The sequence below is a fragment of the Streptomyces platensis genome (genome assembly GCF_008704855.1).
Lineage (GTDB): Bacteria > Actinomycetota > Actinomycetes > Streptomycetales > Streptomycetaceae > Streptomyces > Streptomyces platensis.
Genome location: NZ_CP023691.1, coordinates 6,613,959 through 6,639,200, shown reverse-complemented (window position 1 = coordinate 6,639,200; position 25,242 = coordinate 6,613,959). Strand labels below are relative to the sequence as shown.

The following is a 25,242-nucleotide window of genomic DNA, read 5'->3' as shown; positions in this document are numbered from 1 at the left end:
TTCACCGGGCGTCGAAATGCGAAAGAGTTCTGTTCAAAAGGCTTCGAAGGGGGCGCCGTCTCCGCCGGATTCCGCTCCGCGCCCGCCCGTGCGGTACGCGACGACAGCAGTCCCGTGTCGGTCCCGGGGCGGAATGCTCTCCCAGTACAACCGCGCCGATGACGCACCGCACGCCGCGAACCAATAGACCGCGACATTGTCCAGCAGCCGCTGACGGGACACCGCGTTCTCCGGATGCCCGCCACAGTCGGTCCAGCCCTGGAACTTCTCCACGATCCAGGCGAGCTGCCCCGCCGGATCCGCCGGCCGGTGAGCCCGCGTTCCACCACCGAACCGGGCCAGCCATGCGTGATCAGCAAGGGCCACGCATCCGCACGCGGGGAGCGGACATGAAGGAAATGGATTCCCAGCCCGTCGATCACGGTGCGCCACTGGCCGCGTCCATTGAGTTCGGCCTCAAGCCGGCGCCAGTCGTACTCCTCGCGCCAATAGCGGCACAACTCCTCGACGTAGGAACGCGGAATCCCCTGTGCCCAGCCCCCGGCCGTCTCGGCCTCCGGCAGCCGGACACGACGCAAACGGTCGCGCGCATCCGCCAGCTCTTCGTCGGGCACGGCGAGCTCGAACGGCACCACGGCGTCGGAATCCACCACAATGAGCCTTCCCCCGCATCGCCGACAGTGCGGCGATGCGTCAATTGCGTTCCTGCATTACCCAGGGCCGCAGGTGCTCATCCCGCCGGACTGCGGCACCGTCCACCCTGCCGTCGCGCCCCGACACTGTCATCGTGCGCCCGCAGACTCTTGACCTGCCACGAACGCAGTACGAGGGCTGCCGCGCGTACCACGGACGCAGACGCCACCTACGCAGCCTCGACGGGGATCCGGCCATGGCGGCGCCCGGCGCGGGGAGTTCGCTCACTCGCTGCGGGCACGGCCGGCGAGCAAGGCGGCCAGCAGGCACGGGGCGAGCAGCAGGCCGAAGGCGGCGGAGTAGGCGGCGGAGTCGGTGGTGCCGGCGCCCCGGCAGGCGTTGAGCACGACGGCGGAGAGGCCCAGCACCGTGATCTGGCCCAGATTCTGGGTGGTCTGCATCGCGCTGCCGGCGTAGCCCTGCCGGCCGGGCGGGCTGTGGGTGAGCGACAGCACGGTGAGGGAGGGGACGTACATGCCCATGCCGACGGCCGCGACGACCATGGCCGAGGCGGCGGTGTACGCCGGGGTCAGGGGCAGTGTCCCGGCGACCGCGAGGGCGACCGCCAGCGCCTGCACGAGTGCCCCGGCCACGACCAGACGGTGGCGGGGGCAGTGCTCCAGCAGGCGGCCCTGCACCCAGGAGGAGCCGGCCCAGGCCACCGCGGCACCGGTGAACGCCAGGCCGATCACCACGGGAGGCGCGTTCCGGTCGGTGACCAGCAGCAGCGGCACATAGGCCTCCAGCGTGAAGAACACTCCGGAGCCCAGGCCGCGCAGCAGGACCGTGACCGGCAGACCGCGCGCGGCACACCAGGTACCCCGCGGCAGCAGCCGTGACGCGAAGGCCCCCAGCAGGGCGAATCCGGCCATCGCGCACAGCAGATGGCGCAGATCGCGGCCCGAGACGCCGTACTGCCCCAACGCCGCGCCCAGGCTCACCGCTGTCGCGACGGTCAGCGCGAGGCGCGGCGCCGGCTCGTCTCCCGAAGGCGCCGGCGGGGCCGCCCCGAATCGGCCGCGCAGCAGGGCCACCACGATCAGGGCGGGCAGCACGGTGAGCGCGGCCAGCCCGAGGAACACCGCGCGCCAGGACCACCACTCGGTCACCAGCCCCGCCAGTGGGGGACCGACCAGCGACGGGACGATCCAGCAGGCGCTCATCAACGCCAGAACGCGCGGCCGCAAGCGGTCGGGGTAGACCTGTCCGATGGCGGTGTTGACCGACACCGCGATCATCCCGCCCGCCAGCCCGTCCAGGAAGCGCCCGGCCGCCAGCTGCCAGACCGAGGCGGCGGCGCCCGAGACCAGCAAGGTGACGACCGCCAGCACCATGCCCGCCGCCATCGGACGCTGCGCCCCGGCACGGTCCGCCCAATGACCGCCCACCACCCCGCCGAGCAGGCTCGCGGCCACGAAGCAGCCGGCCACCAGCGGGTAGAGCGCCACCCCGTCCACGTCCCGGGCCGCCGTGGGCAGCACGGGGACCACGGCCAGCGCGGCGAACCCGGTCAGGAACATCACCGCGGCGAAACAGGAGGTGGCGGCAGCGTACGCCCCGGAGAACAAGCCTCCTGTGGTCCCGGAGGGCGCCGGTGGATGGCCAGCCGCGGTCGGCTCCTCCTGGGAGGCCGCCGCGGTCGGATTCCCGGACGCTGCCGCGGTCGGTTCCCCGGACGACGCCGCGCCCCTCGATGAGCGCTCCGAGCCGTCAGTCACAGGCGGGCAAGCTACTCGGGTGCGCGAGGGGGTGCCACCCGTTTTCCGGTCGTCAGGCAGCGGCCCCGCAGGTCATCAGACGTGCCTGCGGGTGATCAGGTCGGCGAGCGCGGCGAGCGCGGGGGTGCTGTCCGGAGTGACACCGGCGGTGGCCAGGCTGGTGACCGCCGCGGCCCGCTGTCGCTCGGCCTCCTCCTGGGCCCAGCGCCTGCCGCCGGCTTCCTCGATCAGCTGGGCGGCCGTGCGGAGCTCGGCGTCGTCCAGGGGCTCCGTACGGTGGTAGAGCGCGGCGAGCCGCTCGCCGGCCGGGGTGCCGCTGGACAGGGCCGCGACGACGGGCAGGCTCTTCTTCCGCGAGCGGAGGTCCGAGCCGACTGGCTTGCCGGTGACGGTGGTGTCGCCCCAGATGCCCAGCAGGTCGTCGACGAGCTGGAAGGCGAGCCCGAGGTGCCGTCCGAATTGCCGCAGGGCGTCGACCCGTTCGGTCCCGGCACGCGCCGCGAGTGCGCCGAGCGCGCAGGCCGCGGCGAGCAGCGACGCCGTCTTGCCGGCCGCCATCTCCAGGCATTCGGCCAGGCCGACGTCCGCCCGGGTCTCGAAGGTGAGATCGGCGCCCTGGCCGGCGACCAGTGCGAGCAGGGCCCCGGAGAGTTCCCGCACCGCCTCCGGGCCTCCCTGGGGGAATCGGTGGGCGAGGGTGTCGACAGCGACGGCCAGGAGGGCGTCACCCGCCAGGATCGCCTGTGTGGAGCCGAACAGCGACCATGCCGTACTACGGCCCCGGCGCAGCAGATCGCCGTCCATGAGGTCGTCGTGCAGCACCGAGAAGTTGTGGACGAGTTCCACCGCCGCGGCGGGGGCCACCGCCTCCACGGCCGGCGCCCCGACCGCCTGGGCCGCGGCCAGCACCAGGGCCGCGCGTACGCCCTTTCCGCCCTCGCCGTTCACCGGCCGGCCGCACTCGTCCGACCAGCCGAAGTGGTAGGCGGCCACCGAGCGGACCGGTTCGGCGAGACGGTCCACGGCTTTGCGGAGTTCGGGTTCGGTCAGCTCCCGGGCCGTTTTGAGGAGGTGCCAGGCATCGGGGGCGGAATTCCCGGGGACGGCCTTTCCGGGGCCGGCAGAGCCGGGCTGTGCGAGTGCCGGTCTCTCCCCTGTCGTGGTCACTGGTCCACCTTCATGAGACTCGCCTCCAGGTACTCATCCGGCCGTATTTCCTCGTCGCCTTCCACGGGGCGATAGCGCTTGGTGCTCCTGGACCAGTCGAGATTTCCTCGCATCCAGGTCCGCATGCCCGCGAGACCGGGGACGAGTACCGCGTGGTGCTCGGGGCGGGCCGCCAGGAGTTCCCGCTCCTTTTCGAGGAACAGCATGGTCTCGGTCGAGGTGGCGGCGCAGACGTGGTCCAGTGCCCCGGGTGTGTCCAGTCCCCGGTGGTGCTCGACGATATGGACGAGATTGTGGACCTCGCCCAGTGCGCGCTCCTTTGCGAGCGAGTACACGTCGTTGGTCCAGCACACGACGTTGCACGCGGCGTCGAGAGCGGCCCGGAACTGCGCATCGGCATAGAGGGAATCGGGGATATCGATGCGCTCGACGATGTCGATGAGGTCCATACAGACATAGATCGCACCGGTGTGCCGGCGCATTTCGATATAGGTCTCCTCGTCCGGCACCGTTCCCGCGACCCGGTTCCCGGCCTCCCAGGTGGCGGCCACGGTGAGGCAGTCGTCCAGGTGCTGGACGAACCGGCGGCGCCAATTCGCGGTGGCGTGCGGTGCCGTACGCAGCCACAGATCGGCGAGCGCGGAGACCGCCACCGGGCCGTCCCGGTCGGCCGCGGCCGCCGCCCCGTGATCCGGGCTCTCCAGGACCGCCCGCATTCCGTCCACGATGTCCCGTGCCTGTTCGGGGCTGCGTCCGATGCTTCCGTCGTCCAGCTGGTCGTCGACGAGAAAGAGCCAGGCGAACCAGTCCGCCATGAGATTCAGCTGGGTGGCGTCGGCGGTGGGATACACCATTGCCGCGAACCAGCCGAAGTCGGCTTTCGCAAAGCGCTTTCTGGCGGCTTCCCGCTCTATCAGCCCGATACGCCGTGTCCAGTCCGTCAGATGCTCACGGGCCTGGGCGACATACGGGCTGATCCGGTAGGGAAAGGGGTGGAAAATGTCCGGCACGGGTGCCTCCGCTGTTTTCGCTGGTGCCGCGGTCCGCGCACCCTGTCTGGTGTTCCGGTTCATCCGCGGGGCTCCGGCCGCAAGTGCACTCCGCCCTTGGGGTGCAGGGTGATCAGGGCCTCCGGGTGCACCTCGGCGGCGCCTTCGGGCATGACCAGCCGGTGGTGCCGGGCCACGGTGGCCAGCACGAGGGTGAGTTCGGTCAGCGCGAAGTGCTTGCCGATACAGATGCGGTGGCCGCTGCCGAACGGTATGTAGACGTGCTTGGGGCGCCGGGCGACCTGCTCGGGGGTGAAACGCTCGGGTACGAAACGTTCGGGGTCTTCCCAGAAGTCCGGATGCCGGTGCAGGAAATAGCTGTTGATGAGGACATTGGTGCCGGCTGGCATCCGATAGCCGTCGATCTCGTCCTCTTCCCGCGCCCGGCGCATGAACTGATACGCCGGGGAATAGATGCGCAGCGTCTCTTCGACGACCATGCGGGTGTACACCAGCTTCGGCAGATCCTCGAAGGCCGGGACCCGGCCGCCCAGCACCTCGTCGACCTCGGCATGCAGCCGCTCCTCGACCTCGGGATGCCGGGCCAGCAGATAGAACGCCCACGAGAGGGTGTTGGTGGTCGTTTCGTAGGCGCCGATGCAGATGTTCAGGACCTCGTGGTGCAGTTGCTCCAGGTCCATTCCCTTGCCGTCCTCCTCGTCCACGGAGTGCAGCAGAAGAGTCAGCAGATCGGTTTCCTCGCCCGTGGCGACCTCGTCGTTCAGCCGCTTCTTGATGAAGCCGGAGACGAAGGCGTCCATACCGTTGATCGCCCGGCGCAGCCGCCGGTGGCTGGGCGTCGGGACGCTGAGCGGAGGGAACGGGAAGCGGAAGAAGGCGCCGAGGATACTGTTCGCCTCGCCGAAGGCCCGCTCGAAAGCCTGGGCCGCGGCCCCCACATCGGCACTGAAGAGTGACCGGTTCACGATCCGGAGCGCCAACTGACCTATTTCGTCAGTGATGTCGAGGGTGTCACCGGCGGCGGTGCGGGATTCCCAGCGCTCCAGCATCTGCACGGTCTCGTCCGTCATGTTGCGGGCGAACGCGCTGACCGTGCGCGGGGTGAAATGCGGGGCCATCATGCGGCGCTGGCGCCGCCACAGTGCCATATCGGCATTGGCGATCAGGCCGTTGCGCAGGACCGGACGGACCACCTTGAAAATGGCGGCGTCCTTGTCGTACTGCTCGCCCTTGTCGACCAGGATGTGCCGGATGTGGTCCGGGTGGTTGACCATGACCATGGGCAGGCCGAGCGGGCGGAACCGGAAGATGTCGCCGTGCCGCGCCAGCCCGTCGCCGAGAAAGGCGAGCTGGTCGCGTTTGAAGGCCAGCGTTCCGCCGATACCGTCCCGTGCCGTGACCGTGGGAATCTCTCTGAGCGAAGGCGTCCGGCGCGCGGCACGGGTACGCGGAGTCAGGGGCATTCATGACCTCTTTGCGATGCGTCAGCGACGGTGCAGCCGGAGGTGTATGCCGCCCTTGGGATGCAAGGTGATCAGCGGCGCGAAACCCACGGGGGCCTGGCCCTCCGGCCGGGTGATGTGGAAGGCCTGGGCGAGCATGGCCGTGATGATGTGCAGTTCGGTCAGCGCGAAATGCTTGCCGAGGCAGTGGCGGGGCCCGCTTCCGAACGGCTGATAGACGTGACGTGGCCGCCGGGCGATTTCTTCCGGGGTGAACCGCTCGGGATCGAACCGGGCCGGGTCCGGCCAGAAATCGGGGTGCCGGTGGAAGGTGAAGAGATTCAGATAGACATCGGTTCCCCGGGGAATCCGGTACCCGCCGATGACATCGTCGTCGACGGCGTGCCGCATGGTCTGCCACGCCGGGGTGAACAGGCGCAGTGTCTCGTCGATCACCATGCGGGTGTAGGTCAGACGGGGCAGATCGTCGAGAGTGGGTACGCGTCCGTCCAGCACGCTGTCCACCTCGTCGTGCACCCGGCGCTGGATATCCGGGTACGCGGCGAGCTGGTAGAAGATCCAGGAGATGGAATTGCTGGAGGTTTCATATCCGGCAATGATCATGGCCAGGATCTCATTGGCCAACTGCTCATGGGTGAGCCCGGTTCCGGTCTCCTCGTCCATCGCATTGAGCAGCAGCGTGAACAGATCGGGCTTCTCGCTCTCCCGGGCCAGGCGCGCATCGATGAGATACGCAATGAAGCCGTCCATCTCCCGGATCAACTGCCGGAGCCGGTTCCGGGACGGCGAGTACCAGGACAGCGGCGGGAAGGGGAACCGGAAGAAATCCCCCGCGATGGCGTTCACTTCCAGGAAGTCCCGCTCGAAGCGCCGGCCGCGGTCATCCGCGTCGACACCGAACAGCGCGCGCAGCACGATCCGCAGCGCGAGATTGGCGATTTCGGTCGTCACCTCGACCACCGCGCCTCGGCCGGCCGGCTCTTCCCACTGGCGCAACAGGTCGCCGGTCAGATCGCTGATGTTCGTGGTGAAGTCGGCGACGCTGGAACGGCTGAAGGAGGGCTGCATGATCCGGCGGTGCCGACGCCATGGCTCGCCGCCCTTGTTCGCGATGAGCCCCTCGCGCAGCACTGTCCGGGTGGCGCGATAGAGGAAGTTGTCCTTGTCGTAGTTCTGGTGGTTGTCGACCAGGACGTGCTGGAGATAGTCGGGGTGATTGACCATCACTGTGGGCAGACCACCCAGGCGCATATGGAAGATATCGCCATGGGTCCGCACCGAGCGCACCAGGAACGCCAGTTGGTCGCGCCGCATTTCCGCAAGCCCCACGAGATTCTCGCGCAGGCTCAGTCGCGGCACGGGCTGTGGCGGGTTTTTTCCTTCGGGCGAGTCTAATCGGGCAGAAACAGTGGACACGGAAGATCCTTGGAAGTCAGGAGCTGGTGCCGAACTCTCTGAAGGCTAGCCGTCCAAGATTTTGTTTCGTTATCGATCGGCTTCCGAAATCCGCAGGCCGCGGCAGGCTCTCCGACCGTCCGAGTCGCCGCGGGGAAACCGCTCATGACTCACCGGATCAGACCCTACGATGCCGCCATGACAGTCCTCATTGTTGCCACCGGCACCCAGGGCGACCTCTCACCCTTCCTCGGCCTGGCCACCCGGCTGAGGGCGGCCGGACACCCCGTTGCCCTCGCCACCTACGAGGCATTCGCCGAACAAGTCCGCCGGAACAACTGTGAATTCCGTCCGTTGCCGGGCGACCCCCGCGCCCTGGGCGTCGCCGAACAGGGCCGGCTGAAAAAGGCCGGAATCGGCGACTCACTCCGCGCAGGTGTGTGGCTGAAGAAGATACGCCGGCACCTGGAAGAGCTCGGTGACGGTTTGATTGCCGCCGCCGAGAAGGACACCGACCTGCTCTTGTGCAGCGGCCTGACCATGTTTCACAGCTACCACTTGGCGAAGGCACTGGGAATTCCCAGCCTGGGACTGGGACTTCAGCCGCTGCACCCCACCGGGGACTTCCCACCACCGATCGGCATACCGTCCCTGGGTGCCTGGGCCAATCGCTCCCTGGGGAAGCTGATGTTCGCCACCGGGCTCACCCCCTGGTCGAGCTCGCCGGAATTCTGCAAGAAAATCGGGGTGCCCCCGATGACCACCGCGGAGACCTTCCGCCGTACGACCGAGGAGCGCTGGCCCGTCCACTACGGCTTCAGCCCGACCGTGGTCCGCCGCCCCGCCGACTGGCGCCCCGGGGTGGAGGTGGTCGGCTTCTGGTGGCCGCCCGAGCAGCCCGCCTGGCAACCCTCCCAGGAGCTACGGGACTTCCTCGACGACGGCCCCGCCCCCGTACGCATCGGCCTGGGCAGCGTGGGCGACCCGCGCGACGCGGAACGGATCGGCGAGCTGGTCGTCGACGCCCTGCGCCGGGCACGGGTACGGGGCGTCGTCCAGACCGGCTGGGCCGGACTGGACGCCAGGGACGACGCCGTCCTCACGATCGGCGACGCGCCGCACGACTGGCTGTTCCCGCGGATGGCCGCCGTGGTGCACCACATGGGTGCCGGCACGACCGGCGCGGGCCTGCGCGCAGGAGTACCCGCGGTGGGGCTGCCGGCCTTCGGGGACGCCCCCTTCTGGGCTCGCCGCGTCGTGGCGCTGGGCGCCGGCCCCGGTTTCCTACCGCTCGGCACCCTGCACGCCGGCCGCCTCGCCGAACTGATCCGCACGGCCGTCGACCGGCCACAGTACGCACAACGCAGCCGTCTGCTGGCGGCCGAGCTCGCCGAGGAGGACGGCGCCGGACGCACCGTCGAGGCGGTGGACCGACTGCTCAACTCCGGCCGGGGGATGTCGTAGGGAGCACGGGGGACGGTGTCACCGGGCCAGCCGCCCCAGGAGCGACGAGGCGGCGGCGATGCCGAGTGCGGCGGCGGCCACCAGGACGGTGTAGTCGAGGGCCAGGTGGGCGTGGGTGCCCAGGAGGAGGCCGCGGAGGGCGTCGACCTGGTAGCTGAGGGGGTTGATCAGGCTGACCACCTGGAGCCAGCCGGGCATGATCGCCACCGGGTATAGGGCGTTGGAGGCGAAGAAGAGCGGCATGGTGATGGCCTGGCCGATGCCCATCAGCCGGTCCCGGGTGAGCACGATCCCGGCGATCGTCATGGACAGGCAGGAGAAGAAGGCCGAGCCGAGGACCACGGCGACGGCAACGGCGAGCAGCCGGAGGGGGTTCCAGGTCATGGCCACACCGAGCAGGGCGGCGATGAGGATCACCACCACGGCCTGGATGAGCGCCTTCACCCCGGCGGCGAAGGCCTTGCCGGCGATCAGCGCGGACCGCGGGGTCGGGGTGACCAGCAGTTTGGTGAGGATGCCGGCATCCCGTTCCCAGATGATCATGATGCCGTAGAAGATCGCGATGAACATGGCGGACTGGGCGATGATGCCGGGCGCCAGATAGTCGATGTACGGGGTGCCGCCGGTCGGGATGGCCTTGAGGCGGGTGAAGGTCTCGCCGAAGACCAGGAGCCACAGGGCGGGCTGGACGGCGCGGGTGTAGAGCTCGGTGCGGTCGTGGCGCAGCTTTTGCAGTTCGACCACGCACATCGCGATGACGCGGGCGGTCAGCACCCGCCAGCCGGTGCGGGCGCGCGGCGGGACCAGCAGCAGGTCCAGCCGGCCGGCGCCGGTGGCGGTGTCAGCCGACCCGGTTGGCGGTGCGGCGGGTGCTTCGGACATCGCGGAAGTCTCCTGACTGCTCGTCGAGACCGCTGCCGGCGACGTCCCGGAAGACGTCCTCCAAGGTCGGCGCGGTGTCGGACGGGCGCGATGGGGCCGACGACGGAGAGGAGGAGGTGGCGGGGGCGGCAGGGGTGGAGGGTGAGGCTGCCGGGGCGGCCGGGGTGGCGGTGTCCGGGGCGTCGGCCGGGGTATGCGGCGCCGACTGCCGGGCGGCCGAGGTCAGGGCGGCGCGGCGGCGGGCACGCAGGGCGGAGCGCAGCTCGTCGGGAGTGCCGAGGGCGCGGATCCGGCCCCGGTGCATCAGGGCGAGACGGTCGCAGTACTGGTCGGCCTCGTCCATGTAGTGCGTGGTCACCAGGACGGTCATGCCGGTGGCGGCCCGTACGGCGTTGATGTGTTCCCAGACGCTGGTACGGGCGATCGGGTCGAGGCCGATCGTCGGCTCGTCGAGCATCAGCAGCCGGGGCGCGCTGACCAGGGCCTGGGCGAGTTCGAGGCGGCGGATCATGCCGCCGGAGTACGTCTTGGCGAGCCGGCCGGCCGCTTCGGTGAGGCCGACCGCCGCCAGCGCCTGGGCGACGCGGGCGGCGCGCTCGCGGCGGGAGACGTCGAAGACCCGGGCGAACAGCGCGACGTTCTCCCGGCCGGTCAGCCCGGCGTCCGCGGACAGCTGCTGCGGGACGTACCCCAGCAGCCGGCGCACCGCCATCCGCTCCTTCGCCGCGTCATGCCCGAAGACCCGCACCATGCCGGCCGGGACGGGCAGGAGGGTGGTGATACAGCGGATCGCGGTGGTCTTGCCCGCGCCGTTCGGGCCGAGCAGGCCGAAGACCTCGCCGGTGCGGACGGAGAGGTCGACGCCGTCCACGGCCTTGGTCTCGCCGAACGCGTAGCGCAGCGCGTGGCAGGTCACGGCGTCGGGGAGGGGCGCGTGCGGACCGGGGGCGCCGGGAGCGGGCGCGGCCGGGGTGTGCGGTGGCCCGTCCGGCGCCGCCGGTCCGGTGAACCGTCCCCGCCCTCGCTCGTCGTCAGTGGTCATGGGCCCTCCGGATCAGCCGGGACACCGGCCCGTCCCTCGTCGGGCGGGTCGGGAACCCCCTGCGGGCATGTTCCGATTTTAGGTCCGAGGGGGCGGCGGGGGCCGGAACGCGCGCGGGGCGGGGTATCGAACGGCCCATGCGGGTGGCCGGGCGGTCACCGCCGCCACGACGGTCCCGCCGGTCGCCCCCGCTGCGACGGCCCCGCCGCCCCACCGGTTTCGCCGCGAACCAGCAGCCCGGCCCGCGAGAGCTCAGATCCCCTCCGGAGGAGGAGACGGCGGCGTCGGCGCTCCGCGGCCGGCGCGATCTCCGGGTGGGCCCGGACCACCGCCGTGGGAGGGGCGGCCTGCGCGGATATCGCGCCCGGAAGAACGGCGTCCCGGCGCGCGCCCGGATCCCGACGCCGCCCCCGGCCCGCCCAACTCCCGTACCGGACAACGCCCTTGACAGCAACTTGTGGTGGGAGAAGCCTGTTTGTTTCGGCAGTTGCCGGATGTCGGGGGATACCGGGGGAATCGGGGGACTCATGGTGAGGTACACGTCTGCGCACATGACGGGCGGGGCAGCGGCGGGAGCGGGCTGGACAGCGGCCCACCGACGCCGCCGTACGGGCCGGGCCGGCGCGCTCGGTGCGGCGGCCCTCGCACTGGCGCTGCCGCTGGCGGCCTGTTCGGCGGGCGGGGGAAGCGAGGCTCCGACGGGCGGATCGAGCAGCTCGGCGGCCGGTCCGGCGCCGTCCCCCAGCCAAGCGCCGACCGTCGATCCCGCCGCCTACCGTCATGCGCTGACCGGCGCCCTCCGGCCGCTCGACAGCGCACTGCGCACGGTCGACGGTGCGCGCGAGGGCGGTGCACTGGACAAGGCGCTGGACAGCGCCGCGGGCAAGGCCGAGACCGCCGCCGAGGCCCTGGAGACGGTCGCCGCACCGGACAACGCCCGCTCGGGCACCAGCCAACTCGCCACCGCGCTGCGGGCCTTGGGGCAGGATCTGCGCAGTGCCCGCGGCAGCGGCGGCCGCTGCGCCAGCTCACCCCGCGTGGAACTCGACACGGCGCACGGCCCGCAGAGCGTCAAGGAGGCCGCCCGCGCGCTCAAGGCCCTCGGCTATGACACCTCGCTGCGGCTGCCGCGTACGGAGCGGGCCCGGCACCGGCGGCTGGCGAACGGCACCTTCGTGCGCGACGGCAGCCGGGGCGGGCTGGGCCGGCTGACCGTCAACAACGGCACCAGCTCCGATGCGGTGGTGACGCTGACCCGCGGCACCCGCACGGCGTTCTCCCTGTACGTCCGCAAGGGCGCGAAGGCGACCGTCCGCAGCGTCAACAGCGGTGCGTACACCGTGTACTTCACCACCGGCGAGGACTGGAACGGCGGGAAGCGTTCCTTCACCCGCGGATGCAGCTTCGAGAAGTTCGACGACAAGGCGAACTTCCGGACGGTGCGGGTGTCCGGCGGGACGCAGTACACGGTGCTGACCTTCACCCTGAACAAGGTGTTCGGCGGCAACGCTTCCACGAGCACGGTGCCGCCGGGCGCCTTCCCCTCGTAGCGACGGCCGGTGCGCCCGAGCGGCTCGGTAGGGTGACGTCACGTGGGCGACAGCACGATATGGACTCTGGCAATCGCGGCGGTGACCGGCGGCACGGCGGTGCTCGCCAGTTGGGTCACCAGCCGCGGCAGCGCGCGGGCCGCCAGGATCCAGGCCGAGACCGCCGCGCGCTCGCAGCGTGCCGAGCGGCTGCGGGAGAGCCGCCGCACCGCCTATCTGGATCTGATCGAACAGACCCACCGGATGGGCGAGTTGTTCTGGGAGATCTCCACCGTGCTGCGGCTCCCCCGCTCCGAGTCCCGTGCCTCCACACTCGGCGAGCTCCAGGACCGGGAGGTCGCCGAGTACGCGAGGATCCGCCGCTGCGCCCGGGTCGTCGAACTGGAGGGCCCGCAGTCGGCCGCCGCCGCGGCCCTCGCCCTCCAGAAGGCCACCCGCCCGTTCTACGCCGCCCTCAGCGCGGACCTGGCCGGCGACCCCGACGGCCAGGACTCCTTCGACGCCGCCTACCGCCCGTACTGGAAAGCCCTGGAGGAGTTCGTGGACGCGGCGCGGGACGCCCACCAGACGGACTGACGCAGACCGCCACGGCACCGAGCCGACCGCCCGCCGAAGCGGTCATGGAGGCGGTCGGGGAGAGGGGAGAAGGCGCCGTTGTGGTCGCGGGCCTCGATCACACCGCCCGTGCACAGAAGAAGGACATCGCCGGGGATGAAGGGATCAGGCCGTCAGCGGCATGTCCCCTGCCCCGGCATTAGGATGCGGGCATGGCAGACCCGGACCCCTCCACCCCTCCCGCGCGGGATCCGGAGCTCGGCTTCCCGCCGCCCGGCGAGGTGCTGCACCGGCTTCGTACGCAGCGGGGGATGTCGCTTCGCCAAGTGGCCGCGGAGTGCGGGCTGTCGGTGTCCTTCCTGGCGGGTCTGGAGCGCGGCGAGACGGATATCGCGCTGGAGCGGCTCGGCCGTCTGGCGAAGGTGTTCGACCACGATGTCGGCTCGTTCCTGGGGTTCTCCCGGGGGCGGGCCACTCCCTCGCTCTTCCCCCGGGAGGAGCAGGAGACCCTGAACCGGGCGCCGGGTGTCGTCTACCGGGTGCTGCGGTCCCCCGAGCTCGGATACCAGGTGGTCACGGGGGACTTCGCCCCGCGCAGCGGCCTCACCGAGGACCTTCAGCACGAGGGCTCCGATCTCATCATGGCGACGCGGGGCACGCTGGTGGCCCGGTACAACGGCCGGGACCATGAGCTGCGCGCCGGGGACTGCATCCAGTGGTCGGCCGGTCATCCGCACACCTTCCGCAATGACACCGACGAGCCGGCCCAGATGGTCGCCGTACTCTTCTCCAGCCTCTACTGAGCCCTTCCGCCCTCCTCCAACTGCCCTGCGGACCATGGCCCGTGGGGCTTTTTGCTGCCCGGGCCCCCAGACCTCCCGTCCGGGCGTGGCCATGACCACCACGCCGACCTCAGAGAGCGGAAAACCGTCGCAGTGAACGATATTTTGCTCTAGCGTGCATTTTACCGAACACGGTCGAGCAGAGGGAGCGCCAGCAGTGACCAGTCCAAGCCCACCCCTGGGAAGTGAGGAGCGGCCCGCACCCAGCGCTGTGCCGGCCCCTGCCGCACGGCCCGCGGGGCGCCTCGCCGAACTGCCCGCCCGGGTGGCCCTCGTGGTCGTCTGGAGTTCGGGATTCCTCTCCGGCACGCTCGGCCTGCGGTACGCGGCGCCCTACACCTTCGCGGCATTACGCTTCGCCCTCGCCGGACTGGTGCTGCTGGCCGTCGCCGGCATCCGCCGCCAACGGCTGCCCCGCGGGCGCCGGCTGCTGCATCTGGCCGTCGCCGGAGTGCTCGTCCAGGCGGTGCAGTTCTCCAGCATCTACGCGGGCATGGACCTCGGCGTGCCGTCCGGCCTCGCGGCCCTGATCATCGCCCTCTATCCGCTGACCGCCTCGCTGCTGGCGGTGCCGCTGCTCCACGAGCGGGTCTCGGCGGGCCAGTTGCTGGGGCTCGTCCTCGGGCTCGGCGGGGTGGCACTGGCGGTCGCCGAGGGGATCGAGCTGTCCCTCAACTGCCTGCCGGGACTGGGCTTTCTCGCGCTGGGGCTGCTGGGCATCTCCGCCGGCACCGTCTACCAGAAGCGGTTCTGCGGGCAGATGGACCCGGTGAGCGGCAATGCCGTACAGCTGCTGGCCGCCTCGCTGGTGGTGCTGGTGCCCGCGCTGCTCGCCGAGGGCTGGGACGTGCATTTCACCGCCGCGTACTGGCCGGTGCTGCTGTGGAGCGCGCTGGTCAACTCGATCGTCGGCGTCGGCCTGCTCTACCGCCTCCTCCAGCGCCATGGCACGAGCCAGGTCAGCAGCCTGTTCCAGCTGGTCCCGATGAGCACGGCGGGGCTCGGCGCGCTGCTGCTCGGACAGCGGCTCGGGCCGCTCACCCTCGCCGGGCTCGTGCTCGCCACCGCAGGCACCCTCCTCACCCACCGCGTCCGCCGCTGAACGACCGGAGGCTCCTATGAACCAGCTCATGGACACCGGCCGGCGCGCCCCGGCCGCCGCTCCCCCGGCCGCGGCCCGGCTGCGCCGGGCGATCACCCTGTTCTTCGCCCTCGACGGCTTCGTGTTCGCGGGCTGGGTGGTCCGCATCCCCGCCATCAAGGAACAGATCCACGCCTCGGCGGGCGCACTCGGACTGGCCCTGCTCGGAGTGTCGGTGGGATCGGTCGCCACGATGCTGCTCACCGGCAAGCTGTGCCGCCGCTACGGCAACCATCCGGTGACGGTGGTGACGGCGGCCCTGCTGTCGCTGTCGGTCGCCCTGCCCGCGCTGACTCATTCCGCCCTTCAGCTCGGCCTCGTCCTGCTGCTGTTCGGCGCCGCATACGGGGGCCTCAATGTCGCCTTCAACGCGGCCGCCGTGGACCTGGCCGAGGCGGTCCGGCGCCCGATCCTCCCGTCATTCCACGCGGCATTCAGCGCGGGCGGACTGGCAGGCGCGGGACTCGGCGGGCTCCTCGCCCCGCATCTGAGCCCGCTGTGGCACCTGTTGCTCCTGGCCGCGACCGGGCTCGTCGTCACCGCGTACGCGGGCCACGTGCTGCTGCGGACACCCCGGCCGGCCACCGGCCATGGCGCACACCACGACGGGGAAGACGCGATACCGGTGCGCGGCCGTGTACCGGTGCGCCGGACCCGGCTGCTCGTGACGGTCTACGGGCTGATCACCCTGTGCACGGCGTACGGCGAGGGCGCGCTGGCCGACTGGGGTTCGCTCCATCTCTCCGCTGACCTGCACACCGGGCCGGGTGCGGCAGCGGCCGGATACGCGGTGTTCGCGCTGATGATGACGCTCTCCCGGATGTCCGGTACCTGGCTCCTGGAACGGCTGGGCGACACCCCCGTCCTGGTGGCCGGCGGTCTCCTCGCGGCGGCGGGGATGCTGGTGGCGGCGCTGAGCCCGCAGCTGTGGCCGGTGTACCTGGGCTACGCGCTGACCGGGCTGGGCCTGGCCAACGTCTTCCCGGCCGCGATCGGCGGCGCCGGCGCCCTCGCCGGCGCCCAGGGCGTCGCGGTCGCCTCGACCCTGGGCTACTCCGGCATCCTGCTCGGCCCGCCGTCGATCGGCTTCCTCACCGAGGCGTACGGACTGCCGAGGGCGCTGACCACCATCGCCGCGCTGGCCGCGGTGGCGGCCCTGCTCGGCCGGCTGGTCCGGCGCCGGCGGCAGGCACCGTACTGACCACGCGACGCCCGCCCCTGGTGCCCCGCGGTGGCGGCCGTACCGCCACCGCGGGTGCCGCAAGGGCAGGGAACGGATCGGTGAACGCGTCGGCTCAGCCGGTCTCGGCCACCGGTTCGGCCGCCGTCCGGTCCCGCGCCGGCGCCGGCCGGGCGAAGGCCAGGAGGGCGGCCACGGCCACGGCGACGGCCATCACCCCGGCGGTCGCCCGGGAGGTGCCCGTGAACAGGCTGCCGGCGACACCGGTGAAGAGCGTCACCAACAGCGCCCGCCCGCTCATGTTCAGCGAGGCCGCCGCTCCCTGGAGCTCCGGGTGGATCCCCATGGAGCGGCCGAAGATCACCGGGTAGACCGCGGCGAAACCGGCGCAGAAGAGGGCGAGCGGGCCGGTGGTCGCCCACGGTCCCTGGCCCCACACCAGGAACAGTGCGGTACCGACGACGGCGGCAGCGATACCGCAGACCACCGTGCGCTCCGGTCCGCCCAGCACGCCGATGATCTTCGAGGCCAGCAGACTGGTCACCGAGAACGACGCCACGATGATCAGCAGATGGCCGGCGAAGCCGACCGTGGACAGGCCGAAGGTGCCGGTGTAGAGGAACGAACTGGCCGCGATGAACACCATGTAGGCGGCGAACAGCAGACTGGGCACCAGGGACGCCGCGAGGAATTCCTTGCTGGTCAGCAGCTTCCGGAAGCCGGCCGCGACCTGCCGCACACCGACCTTCACCGGCGCGCCACCGGTCTCCGGCAGGAAGAACGCCATCAGCAGCAGCGACACCAGCGTGATACCGAAGACCGTCGCGTAGTTGCCGCGCCAGCCGAGCGTCCGGTTGACGATGCCGCCGAGGGCGGGTGCGGCGGTCATGAACGCGGACATCGCGGCGTTGGTGAGCCCCAGCATCTGGAACAGCCGGGTGCCCTGGTAGACGTCACCGATGATGACGAACACGAGGACCACGGACGTACTCGCTCCGATGCCCTGGACGAACCGGGACGCCAGCAGAAATCCGAGGTGTGGCGCGACCGTGCAGCCCAGCGCACCGGCCAGCATGAGGGTGTTTCCGGCCAGCATCACTGTGCGGCGGCCGAAGCGGTCCGACAAGGGGCCGTGGACGAGGGCGCCCAGGCAGTAGCCGAAGAAGTTGCAGGTGATCGTCAGCTGCACCGCGGAGGCGGAGGCTCCGAAGTCATGGGCGATGTCCGGGAAGCTGGGCACGGACATATCGAGCTCCATGATGGTGCCGATGAGCGTCACCACGAGCAGGGCAGGCAGATATCTCTTTGTGGTCATGGCCTCATGAGGAAAGGTCCGAAAGGAAAAGGGCAGGCATACGGAGCCGAGCCGTGCCGTGAGGGCATGGCTCAGCTCCGGGGCGTGACCTGTCTTCGGACCAGGGGCCACCACGTGGCGTGGGCGTTACGGGGCCTGCGGCTCGCCCGCTCACCACCCACGGATAACGCCGGCTGCACCCCGTCTCCCCTTCCGCGCCTCAAGGCTGTCGTCGCGCCATGCTAAAGCAGGGCCCTTCGACTGCCCAGGCATTTTTGACCTGCGCGGGAGCCGCGGCCGTCGTGGCGGTAGGGGTGCCGGTGGAGACGCACACCCGAGGCTGCCGCGCCGGATCAACGGGCCCCGTACTCCCCTGCACCGCCCGCGGCGGGTCTCAGCGTTCGGTGAGCATTCCGGCGCGGAGCTTCGACAGGGTGCGGGTGAGCAGCCGGGAGACATGCATCTGGGAGACGCCGAGCTGTTCGCCGATCTGCGACTGGGTCATCTCCTGGCCGAAGCGCAGCTCGATGAGGCGCCGTTCCCGTGCGTCGAGGGTGTCGAGCAGCGGCCCCAGCACCTGGTAGTCCTCGACGGCCTCCAGCGCCGGGTCGTTCTCCCCCAGCACGTCGACGAGGGTGCGGCGCTGCTCCGACGGGTCGGGGTCGGCGGGGGTGTCGAGCGAACCGGCGGTGTAGCCGTTGGCGGCGACGATGCCCTCGATGACCTCGTCCTCCGACAGCTCCAGATGGGCGGCCAGTTCGCGGACGGTGGGGTCACGGTCGAGCTTGGCGGCGAGGTGCTCCTTGGCCTTGGCCAGGTCGCTGCGCAGCTCCTGGAGGCGGCGGGGCACATGGACGGCCCAGCCGGTGTCACGGAAGAACCGCTTGATCTCGCCCAGGATGTAGGGGACGGCAAAGGTGGAGAACTCCACCTCACGCGTGAGGTCGAACCGGTCGATGGCCTTGATCAGACCGATGGTGCCCACCTGGATGACGTCTTCCATGTCGTCGCCGCGATTGCGGTAGCGGCGGGCGACATAGCGCACCATCGACATATTCATCTCGATGAGGGTGTTCCGCGCGTACTGGTACTCGTGTGTGCCCTCTTCGAGGACCTGAAGCCGTTCGAAGAACTGCTTGGACAAGTCCCTGGCGTCCCGAGGTGCCACCTTCTGCGGTTGCGGCACCTCCGGCAGTGCAAACGCCGGGGTGATCTGTCGCTGCTCGGTCGTGGTCTCGCTCACGATGGTGGTCATCTCGCCCTCCCGCGCGCCCGGCACCTGCGGACGCTTCAGCGGCGCGCCTACCCCGATCTCTCCAGGGCATGCCTACGAACCGGAAGCGGATGCAACCGCGCTCCGTCCGACGGCAGTTGTGAGATGCGTGTGAGACCGGTGAGGCCACTTTCCGTAGCAGGAACCTCATATGCCCCAGAGCCCGCGCACGGTAACTGATTTCCGGGGCAATCAGCGTCTGAGGGACAGCGGTTGCCCGGCTTTTATCCGAAGAAACGTTGTGTGTGACTCGAATGTGCGGGCACACGATGTCTCGGAGGTTGATAACTATGGTTCCCCTGCTTCTCGTGCTCCTTCTCGGGCTGCTGCTTTTCGGTGCCGGATTCGCTTTGAAGGCACTCTGGTATGTCGCGGTGGCCGTACTCATCATCTGGGCGCTCGGATTTGTGCTGCGGTCCGCGGGCGCCGGCGGCAAGCGCGGCCGGTGGTACCGCTGGTAGCCGCCGCAGCCCGGAAATCCGGGGTGGGCCGGACAACACGGTGTTGTCCGGCCCACCCCGATTTCCTGTGTCCACTGACGCATCATCACCCGGACCGGGGAAACACGAGAAGTACGGCCCGGGGCGCGCGCTGTTCCCGCAGGGGACTCACCTCCATCGCAGTACGCGCTCCGGGTCGGCATGAGTTCCCGTACATGTCGCCGAGTCGCTGGGCAGCGCAATCCGCGGGCACGAGAGAAATGCCGCCGGCGGAAGGACCGCCATGAGTGCCGGCGAAAAGGCCAAAGCTGCCTTCAAGGAATGACCGGGCACCGCCCGGCGCACGGGAGGGGCCACCGCTTTCCTGCGGTGGCCCCTCCCCTTTTTCCGGCCGCGTGCCCCGTTGCCTCCTGGGGCACCACCTCACGGGGCCGCCGGTTCACCGGTCGACATGGTGCTGGAGCACGTCACAGGTGTACTGGAACTCCTCCATCAGCCGCGCGGCCTCGATGACCAGCACTCCATACGGGCGGCCCGGATCCGCGAGCGGCAGCTCACCCCGCTCCGCCTCCTCGGCCAGCCGCCGGCGGTAGTCCTGTGCCTCGTCGGCCAGTTGGCACAGCTCGGGCGCCTGGTCGCCGAGCCGGTCCTCGTCGAGGTCCGCGAAGACGCGGGTGATCCGGGAGAGGGCTTCCAGGAAATCGGCGTAGCTCGCCAGGAAGTCGCCGTGACGGTGGCGGTCCTCGTCCGCGCTCCATCGGTCCAGGCTCCGGGTCAGGGCAGCGACCTGGCCCAGGGTGCGCTCCAGCGCTTCCAGCACCGCGGCATAGCCCTCGAAGCCGGTGTGCGGGCGGCCGCGGCGGACGAGCCGGCGCGGGTTGTAGTGGAGGCTCTCCCGCGCCATCCGCAGTCCCGTGCGGGCCTGTGCGACCAGTTCCCCGGTCTGTTCGGCGCGCGACCGCCACCGCCCGGTGCTCTCCTCGTCGAGTCCGCCCGCACGCAGCACCGGGTAGATGTCGCTCACCAGGTCGCACAGGGCGTGGGCCAGCGTGCGGATGCCGTATTCGGCGCTGCGGTAGCGCAGCGGCGGCAGCACGGTGACGTTCACCAGGACGCCGACCCCGCAGCCGATGAGGACCAGCAGGATGATCTGCCCCAGCTGGGTGCTCGCGTCGAGGGTCGAGGTGGCGGACACATAGGTGGAGAAGGCGAAGAACGCCGCGGTGGCCACCTGGGAGCCCTGTGAGCCGAGCGCCGGCCACCGGCCGATGGTGAGCGCGACCGCCGCCACCAGGGCGAACGTCAGTACCTCGGGCCCGACGAGAAAGCCCAGGGCGGCCTGTACGGCCACGCCCGCCACCACCGCGCCCACGTAGCGCGAGGACTGAAGCAGCGACTGGTAGACGGTCACCTGCATGATGAGCACCGCGGAGAACGGGGCGAACGCGGGCGACTGCGCGTGCAGCAGGTGGTAGGAGATCACCCAGGCGATCGTCGACGCCAAGGTGCCCTTGGCGATGAGGAGCACCGTGGTGCGCTCATGGCCCTCGGACCCCAGCGCCCGCCCCCACCACTGCCGGACGCGCGCCATCCGGCCCGGCCGTGCCGGTCGCATCCGCCGCTCGCTGACTTCTCCGGCCATGCCGTCCCTTCGCCTGGTGCCCCATCCGCACCTCAGCGGATCTTGCGGTGCCCGGTACCCGGTACCCGGTCACGGGGGAACCATCCATGGCCGTGCCGCGCGGACGCCGGAAGCGGGCCCGGCGGGGTCACTTGTGGCCGAGCATGCCCGTGCGCAGCTGCTGGATGATGCGGGTGAGCAGTCGGGAGACATGCATCTGGGAGATACCGAGCACCGCGCCGATCTGCGCCTGGGTCATCTCCCGGTCGAAGCGCAGATGAACGATGAGCCGGTCGCGTTCGTTGAGCTGTCGCAGCAGCGAGGCCAGGGCGTACCGGTCCTCGACGTGCTCCGTGGCGGGGTCGGTGGTGCCGAGAATGTCGGCGAAGACGGGACCGCCGCCGCCCGGTGCCGTCGACTCACTGTCGCCGGAGAGGTGCAGCGAGACGGCCGTGTGGCCGTTGCCGGCCACAATGCCCTCGATGATCTCCTCTTCGGTGAGCTCCAGATGCCCGGCCAGCTCCTTGACGGTGGGTTCCCGGTCCAGAGAGGTGGACAGCTGCTCCATGGCCTGGGCCAGGTCGATGCGGAGTTCCTGGAGACGGCGCGGGACGTGGACGGCCCAGCTGGTGTCGCGGAAGAACCGCTTGATCTCCCCGAGAATATGGGGAATGGCGAAGGCCGCGAACTCCGTTCGGCGGGACAGGTCGAACCGGTCGATGGCCTTGATGAGGCCGATGGTGCCGACCTGGACGATGTCCTCCATCTGGTCCCGGTGACTTCTGTACCGCGAGGCCACATAGCGCACCAGCGACAAGTTCATCTCGACGAGCGTATTGCGGGCGTACTGATACTCGGCAGTGCCCTCGTCGAGCTCCGCGAGCCGCTCGAAGAACAGCGGCGACAGTGCCTTGGCGTCCTGGGGAGCCACCTTCCCGGCATCCTCGACGCACGGAAGCGTGGTGGAATATCTTCCGGCCCGTGGTGACGGCCCGTCATAGGGCCCCGGCAGTTGTGTGTCACATACGTCCTCGAAAACCGTGTTCATGCTCCACCTCCGGGATTCAGGTCGTTGAGCAGGCCTGTTGCCCGGTGCCGGGTTCCTTATGCGTAACGGTGGAACAATCACCCCGCTGAGTGGCGCAGCCGGTGGACCGGAGAGGTCGGTCCGCGGAATTCTGAATCATTCATGAGAAATTCGACCGCCGTCGCGCCGCACTCCGGACGAGAACGAGGGCGCCGGTGTGCGGCTGCACTTCGCCCACCTGCGACGGGGGCCATACGAGGGACGGTCTTTGGGCCGGCCGAACAAGAGACTGTCTAGAACCTGTGCGCGAAAAGCATGGCATGCTGTCGCACATGTACGTTCATACACCGGCTGTGGTGAACCATGCTGTCGAGGACGAGGTCTTTGTCGTCCGCGTCAGCGGGTCCCTCGATCACGACAGCGCCCCTCTCCTGGAAGAGGCCTGCGCGCTGGCGGAGGATTCCGGCGCTCCACGTACCGTCGTCGATCTGTCGCTCACCGACTTCGCCGACTCCACGGTGCTGCATGTCCTGCTCGCCGCCCAGCGTGCCCACCACCGGCAGCAGCGCACGCTGATCGTCGCCGGCCCGTTCCACGAGGTCGTCCGCCGGCTCTTCGATGTCACCGGCACCGCCAGATACTTCACGCTGGCCGACGACATGCTCGGCGCCCTGAGCTCCTGAGGGCCCGCGCCCTGGTCGCCCGCCCCGGGCGGAGCCCCCGGCGGGGACGCGCCCACCGTCGCGCGGCACCGGGGAGCGCCGCCGCCGACCGCTGTGATCAGGCCAATCACGCCGGAAGCGGCGCGCGTCAGTCGGTCTTCCTGTCCTGCGGAATGCGTTCCAGCAGCCCCCGCAGATCGTCGGCGTGCTCTTCCTCCTGCGCCAGCAGGTCTTCGAATACGCGGCGCGTGGTCGGGTCGCCGTCACCGAGCCACTTCGCGATTTCCGTGTACGAGGCGATGGCCACCCGTTCGGCCACCAGGTCTTCCTTGATCATGTCCACCAGGTCGTCACTGTCGTCGTAATCGGCGTGCGCCCGCTGCGTCAGGGTTTCCGGGTTGAAGTCGGGCCGGCCGCCGAGCTGGACGATGCGCTGTGCCACCTTGTCCGCGTGTTCCTGCTCCTGCGCGGCATGTTCCAGAAACTCTGCGGCGACCGGCTCCGAATAGAGACCGGAAGCGGTGTAGTAGTGCCGCTTGTACCGCAGGGTGCACACGATTTCCGTGGCCAGCGCCTCGTTCAGCACCTGAAGGACGCGCTCCAGATCGGCTCCGTACGCTTCGGTGACCGGTCCCTTTTCCATCTCGCGGCGGGCACGCTCGCGGAGGGTGGTGATGTCGGTGAGAAAGTCAGCCACGGTCTTCCTGCCCTTCAGTTCTCCTGGGGTGGACAGCGCTTCGCTCCGGAATGTGTGCCCGTCGGCACCGCCGGTCAGTATGCCCCGCAATCGGGCCGGCAACGGACACCATTCCGTCGGCAGTGTGGCGTTTCGGCTCAGCCCATGAAGTCGTCCAGGCTGGTGGCCGCGCTGATCAGCGCGAGATGAGTGAAGGCCTGAGGGAAATTCCCCAGGTGTTCGCCGGTCAGCCCTATCTGCTCCGCGTACAGACCGAGGTGATTGGCGTAGGTGAACATCTTCTCCAGCGCCACCCGGGCCGCTTCGATCTGGCCGGTACGGGCGAGCGCCTCGACCCACCAGAACGAGCAGATCGAGAAGGTCCCCTCCGTTCCGTCCAGACCGTCGGGGGAAACTTCCGGGTCGTAGCGGAAGACCAGGCTGTCCGTGACGAGGTTCTCGCCGATGGCCCGCACGGTGGAGCGGAATCGCGGATCGTCCGGGGACAGGAACTTGACCATCGGCATCACCAGGAGCGAGGCGTCCAGAATGCATTCCGGTGGCTGCCCCGCGTCGCCGCTGAGGCGTTGGACAAAGGTCTGTTCCCGGGCGTTCCAGCCCTGCTCCATGATCTGGTGGTAGATCTTGTCGCGCTCCGACATCCAGCGCCCCAGATCACCCGGCAGACCACGCTGCCGGGCCATGCGGATCATGCGCTCCACCGCCACCCAGCACATCAACCGCGAATAGGTGTGGCGCTGTTGACCGGCACGGGTCTCCCATATCCCCGCATCGGGGCTGTCCCAGTGCTCCAGAAGCCAGTCGAGAATGGCGCACAGATCCATCCAGCTGTCGTGGGAAATGCCGCCACCGTACTTGTTGAACAGATAGACGGAGTCGAAGAGTTCGCCATAGATGTCGAGCTGGAGCTGGCCGGCGGCACCGTTTCCCACCCGGACCGGGGCGGATCCGCGGTAGCCCGCCCAGTGGTCGAGGACATGCTCGGGGAGTTCGGCGTCACCGTCGATGGAATACAGCACCCGTAGCGGGCCGTGCTCACCGTCCTGCACCCCGCGCAGACACGAGGTCAGCCAGCTGATGAAGGCCTGTGCCTCGCGGGTGAAGCCCAGGCGCAGCAGTGCGTGCAGGGAGAAGGCCGCATCGCGGATCCAGACATAGCGATAGTCCCAGTTCCGTTCACCGCCGAGCTGTTCGGGAAGCCCGAGGGTCGGTGCGGCGACGATGGCTCCGGTGGGCTCGTGGGTGAGGAGTTTCAGGGTCAGTGCGGAACGGTGCACCATTTCGCGCCAGCGGCCGGTGTAGGTGGACTGGCTCAGCCATTGGCGCCAGAACCGTACGGTGGACCGGAAGAGTTCCTCGGCGGCTCGGGTATCGACCAGGTCGACGGCCGGTTCGGCGCGGGAGGGCCGGTTGGTCTCCAGCACGAACAGTGCGGACTGGCCCTCCGCCAGGTCGAATTCTCCGCCGGCGTCCTGGCCTTCGACCCGGAGGGTCACATTTGCCTGGAGTGAGATATCCAGCGCGTCACTGGTGAAACGCACACCGTGCGGCTGGGTTTCCACCTTGTGCGGATCCCGGCCGTAATTCATCCGCGGGGCGACGACGGTACGGATACGCGAACTGCCCCGTACGCTGACCACCCGCCGCACCAGCCGTTGCCGGTGACGGGGGTCGCCCTCCTCCCGTATCGGCATGAAATCCTGGATCTCGACAATGCCGTTCTCGGTCAGCATTCGCGTCATGAGAATGTTGGTATCGGGAAAGTAGTACTGCTGGCGCTTGGCGATGTCCTCGACGGGGCTGATCTGCCAGTGTCCGCCGTTCCCGGCATCGAGCAGTGACCCGAAAATGCTGGGCGAATCGAACCGCGGGGCACAGAACCAGGCGATCCGGCCATCGGTCCCGACCAGCGCCGCGGTCCGCAGATCACCGATCAGACCGTGTTCGGCGATGGGCAGATATCCCACGCCGTCTGCCTCATCGACCGCCTCACCGGCCGAGGTCTTTTGACGGTCATTCATAGGCCACGTCCCCTTACGCCCTCTCCTGCCGTTCGCCGCCCGCTCGTGCGCCTCGGCCGAGCCGTCCGTACGCCCCTGCCCACGCTCCCCCGGCACCCACGCATC

22 protein-coding genes and 1 pseudogene are annotated in these 25,242 nt (G+C 69.8%); 8 read left to right on the top strand and 15 right to left on the bottom strand.

Annotation, left to right across the window (positions count from 1 at the left end; translation table 11 throughout):
* Positions 1-33 precede the first annotated feature (33 nt).
* From CP981_RS38885 to CP981_RS29370, 7 genes and pseudogenes are all read right to left on the bottom strand, one after another.
* Positions 34-366, bottom strand: coding sequence for a hypothetical protein (locus tag CP981_RS38885; RefSeq protein WP_244330117.1), 333 nt, complete (start codon positions 364-366; stop codon positions 34-36).
* 14 nt (positions 367-380) lie between these two features.
* Positions 381-614, bottom strand: a pseudogene (locus CP981_RS38880) (epoxide hydrolase N-terminal domain-containing protein); the annotation flags it as partial.
* Positions 615-917: 303 nt separating this feature from the next.
* A complete protein-coding gene (locus tag CP981_RS29390) occupies positions 918-2,213 on the bottom strand; it encodes an MFS transporter (RefSeq protein WP_208853088.1) in 1,296 nt (431 codons plus the stop codon).
* A gap of 273 nt (positions 2,214-2,486) precedes the next feature.
* The gene (locus CP981_RS29385; protein WP_085926111.1) at positions 2,487-3,578 is read right to left on the bottom strand and encodes a polyprenyl synthetase family protein; all 1,092 of its coding nucleotides are present in this window, start codon (positions 3,576-3,578) and stop codon (positions 2,487-2,489) included.
* Positions 3,575-4,588, bottom strand: coding sequence for a terpene synthase family protein (locus tag CP981_RS29380; protein ID WP_085926110.1), 1,014 nt, complete (start codon positions 4,586-4,588; stop codon positions 3,575-3,577). The genes CP981_RS29385 and CP981_RS29380 overlap by 4 nt, the downstream gene beginning before the upstream one ends.
* 59 nt (positions 4,589-4,647) lie before the next feature.
* The gene (locus CP981_RS29375; RefSeq protein WP_085926109.1) at positions 4,648-6,051 is read right to left on the bottom strand and encodes a cytochrome P450; all 1,404 of its coding nucleotides are present in this window, start codon (positions 6,049-6,051) and stop codon (positions 4,648-4,650) included.
* A gap of 21 nt (positions 6,052-6,072) precedes the next feature.
* A complete protein-coding gene (locus tag CP981_RS29370) occupies positions 6,073-7,410 on the bottom strand; it encodes a cytochrome P450 (protein ID WP_158092665.1) in 1,338 nt (445 codons plus the stop codon).
* A 234-nt stretch (positions 7,411-7,644) separates the two neighbouring features.
* On the opposite strand from CP981_RS29370, the gene CP981_RS29365 reads away from it, so the two are divergent.
* On the top strand, positions 7,645-8,910 hold the full coding sequence (locus tag CP981_RS29365; RefSeq protein ID WP_085926146.1) for a glycosyltransferase: 1,266 nt from the start codon (positions 7,645-7,647) through the stop codon (positions 8,908-8,910).
* A gap of 18 nt (positions 8,911-8,928) precedes the next feature.
* On the opposite strand, the gene CP981_RS29360 is transcribed toward CP981_RS29365, so the two are convergent.
* The gene (locus CP981_RS29360) at positions 8,929-9,792 is read right to left on the bottom strand and encodes an ABC transporter permease (protein ID WP_085926107.1); all 864 of its coding nucleotides are present in this window, start codon (positions 9,790-9,792) and stop codon (positions 8,929-8,931) included.
* Entirely contained in the window at positions 9,752-10,834 is a 1,083-nt protein-coding gene (locus tag CP981_RS29355; RefSeq protein WP_085926106.1) for an ATP-binding cassette domain-containing protein, read from the bottom strand. Before CP981_RS29355 ends, CP981_RS29360 begins: the two co-directional genes overlap by 41 nt.
* Before the next feature lie 551 nt (positions 10,835-11,385).
* On the opposite strand from CP981_RS29355, the gene CP981_RS29350 reads away from it, so the two are divergent.
* The 5 genes from CP981_RS29350 to CP981_RS29325 all read left to right on the top strand — a co-directional run bounded on the left by CP981_RS29350 (position 11,386) and on the right by CP981_RS29325 (position 16,123).
* Positions 11,386-12,384, top strand: a complete 999-nt coding sequence (locus CP981_RS29350; protein WP_085926105.1) for a hypothetical protein — start codon at positions 11,386-11,388, stop codon at positions 12,382-12,384.
* A 42-nt stretch (positions 12,385-12,426) separates the two neighbouring features.
* Positions 12,427-12,960 (top strand): hypothetical protein, encoded by a 534-nt coding sequence (locus tag CP981_RS29345; protein WP_085926104.1) that lies wholly within the window; start codon positions 12,427-12,429, stop codon positions 12,958-12,960.
* A 191-nt stretch (positions 12,961-13,151) separates the two neighbouring features.
* Positions 13,152-13,742: a helix-turn-helix domain-containing protein gene (locus tag CP981_RS29335; protein WP_085926103.1), complete on the top strand. Its 591-nt coding sequence runs from the start codon at positions 13,152-13,154 to the stop codon at positions 13,740-13,742.
* 196 nt (positions 13,743-13,938) lie between these two features.
* Positions 13,939-14,883 (top strand): DMT family transporter, encoded by a 945-nt coding sequence (locus CP981_RS29330; protein ID WP_244329831.1) that lies wholly within the window; start codon positions 13,939-13,941, stop codon positions 14,881-14,883.
* A 16-nt stretch (positions 14,884-14,899) separates the two neighbouring features.
* Positions 14,900-16,123: an MFS transporter gene (locus tag CP981_RS29325; protein ID WP_085926101.1), complete on the top strand. Its 1,224-nt coding sequence runs from the start codon at positions 14,900-14,902 to the stop codon at positions 16,121-16,123.
* A gap of 94 nt (positions 16,124-16,217) precedes the next feature.
* Here the strand turns inward: CP981_RS29325 and CP981_RS29320 are convergent, their stop codons facing one another.
* A complete protein-coding gene (locus CP981_RS29320; protein ID WP_244329830.1) occupies positions 16,218-17,417 on the bottom strand; it encodes an MFS transporter in 1,200 nt (399 codons plus the stop codon).
* Positions 17,418-17,790: 373 nt separating this feature from the next.
* Positions 17,791-18,651 (bottom strand): RNA polymerase sigma factor SigF, encoded by an 861-nt coding sequence (locus CP981_RS29315; protein ID WP_085926144.1) that lies wholly within the window; start codon positions 18,649-18,651, stop codon positions 17,791-17,793.
* Positions 18,652-18,959: 308 nt separating this feature from the next.
* On the opposite strand from CP981_RS29315, the gene CP981_RS29310 reads away from it, so the two are divergent.
* Complete coding sequence (locus CP981_RS29310; RefSeq protein WP_085926100.1) at positions 18,960-19,130, top strand: hydrophobic protein; 171 nt, start codon at positions 18,960-18,962, stop codon at positions 19,128-19,130.
* A gap of 418 nt (positions 19,131-19,548) precedes the next feature.
* Here CP981_RS29310 and CP981_RS29305 read toward each other — a convergent pair whose 3' ends face one another.
* Together CP981_RS29305 and CP981_RS29300 are read right to left on the bottom strand one after the other, a co-directional pair.
* Positions 19,549-20,751 (bottom strand): FUSC family protein, encoded by a 1,203-nt coding sequence (locus tag CP981_RS29305; RefSeq protein ID WP_244329829.1) that lies wholly within the window; start codon positions 20,749-20,751, stop codon positions 19,549-19,551.
* A gap of 127 nt (positions 20,752-20,878) precedes the next feature.
* The gene (locus CP981_RS29300) at positions 20,879-21,778 is read right to left on the bottom strand and encodes a SigB/SigF/SigG family RNA polymerase sigma factor (protein ID WP_085926099.1); all 900 of its coding nucleotides are present in this window, start codon (positions 21,776-21,778) and stop codon (positions 20,879-20,881) included.
* A gap of 335 nt (positions 21,779-22,113) precedes the next feature.
* On the opposite strand from CP981_RS29300, the gene CP981_RS29295 reads away from it, so the two are divergent.
* Entirely contained in the window at positions 22,114-22,440 is a 327-nt protein-coding gene (locus CP981_RS29295; protein WP_244329828.1) for an STAS domain-containing protein, read from the top strand.
* Between the two features lie 127 nt (positions 22,441-22,567).
* Here the strand turns inward: CP981_RS29295 and CP981_RS29290 are convergent, their stop codons facing one another.
* Together CP981_RS29290 and CP981_RS29285 are read right to left on the bottom strand one after the other, a co-directional pair.
* Positions 22,568-23,116: a ferritin-like domain-containing protein gene (locus tag CP981_RS29290; protein ID WP_085926142.1), complete on the bottom strand. Its 549-nt coding sequence runs from the start codon at positions 23,114-23,116 to the stop codon at positions 22,568-22,570.
* Between the two features lie 137 nt (positions 23,117-23,253).
* Entirely contained in the window at positions 23,254-25,137 is a 1,884-nt protein-coding gene (locus CP981_RS29285; RefSeq protein ID WP_167536256.1) for a glycoside hydrolase family 15 protein, read from the bottom strand.
* Positions 25,138-25,242: the final 105 nt, after the last annotated feature.

Coding starts and splice junctions, on each gene's coding strand:
- CP981_RS29360 (WP_085926107.1), bottom strand. CDS start 9,792: ATGTCCGAAGCACCCGCCGCACCGCCAACCGGGTCGGCTGACACCGCC.
- CP981_RS29390 (WP_208853088.1), bottom strand. CDS start 2,213: ATGTTCCTGACCGGGTTCGCCGCGCTGGCCGTGGTCCCCGTGCTGCCC.
- CP981_RS29335 (WP_085926103.1), top strand. CDS start 13,152: ATGGCAGACCCGGACCCCTCCACCCCTCCCGCGCGGGATCCGGAGCTC.
- CP981_RS29320 (WP_244329830.1), bottom strand. CDS start 17,417: ATGACCACAAAGAGATATCTGCCTGCCCTGCTCGTGGTGACGCTCATC.
- CP981_RS29355 (WP_085926106.1), bottom strand. CDS start 10,834: ATGACCACTGACGACGAGCGAGGGCGGGGACGGTTCACCGGACCGGCG.
- CP981_RS29325 (WP_085926101.1), top strand. CDS start 14,900: ATGAACCAGCTCATGGACACCGGCCGGCGCGCCCCGGCCGCCGCTCCC.
- CP981_RS29315 (WP_085926144.1), bottom strand. CDS start 18,651: ATGACCACCATCGTGAGCGAGACCACGACCGAGCAGCGACAGATCACC.
- CP981_RS29350 (WP_085926105.1), top strand. CDS start 11,386: ATGACGGGCGGGGCAGCGGCGGGAGCGGGCTGGACAGCGGCCCACCGA.
- CP981_RS29375 (WP_085926109.1), bottom strand. CDS start 6,051: ATGCCCCTGACTCCGCGTACCCGTGCCGCGCGCCGGACGCCTTCGCTC.
- CP981_RS29365 (WP_085926146.1), top strand. CDS start 7,645: ATGACAGTCCTCATTGTTGCCACCGGCACCCAGGGCGACCTCTCACCC.
- CP981_RS29285 (WP_167536256.1), bottom strand. CDS start 25,137: ATGAATGACCGTCAAAAGACCTCGGCCGGTGAGGCGGTCGATGAGGCA.
- CP981_RS29300 (WP_085926099.1), bottom strand. CDS start 21,778: ATGAACACGGTTTTCGAGGACGTATGTGACACACAACTGCCGGGGCCC.
- CP981_RS29310 (WP_085926100.1), top strand. CDS start 18,960: ATGGTTCCCCTGCTTCTCGTGCTCCTTCTCGGGCTGCTGCTTTTCGGT.
- CP981_RS29305 (WP_244329829.1), bottom strand. CDS start 20,751: ATGGCCGGAGAAGTCAGCGAGCGGCGGATGCGACCGGCACGGCCGGGC.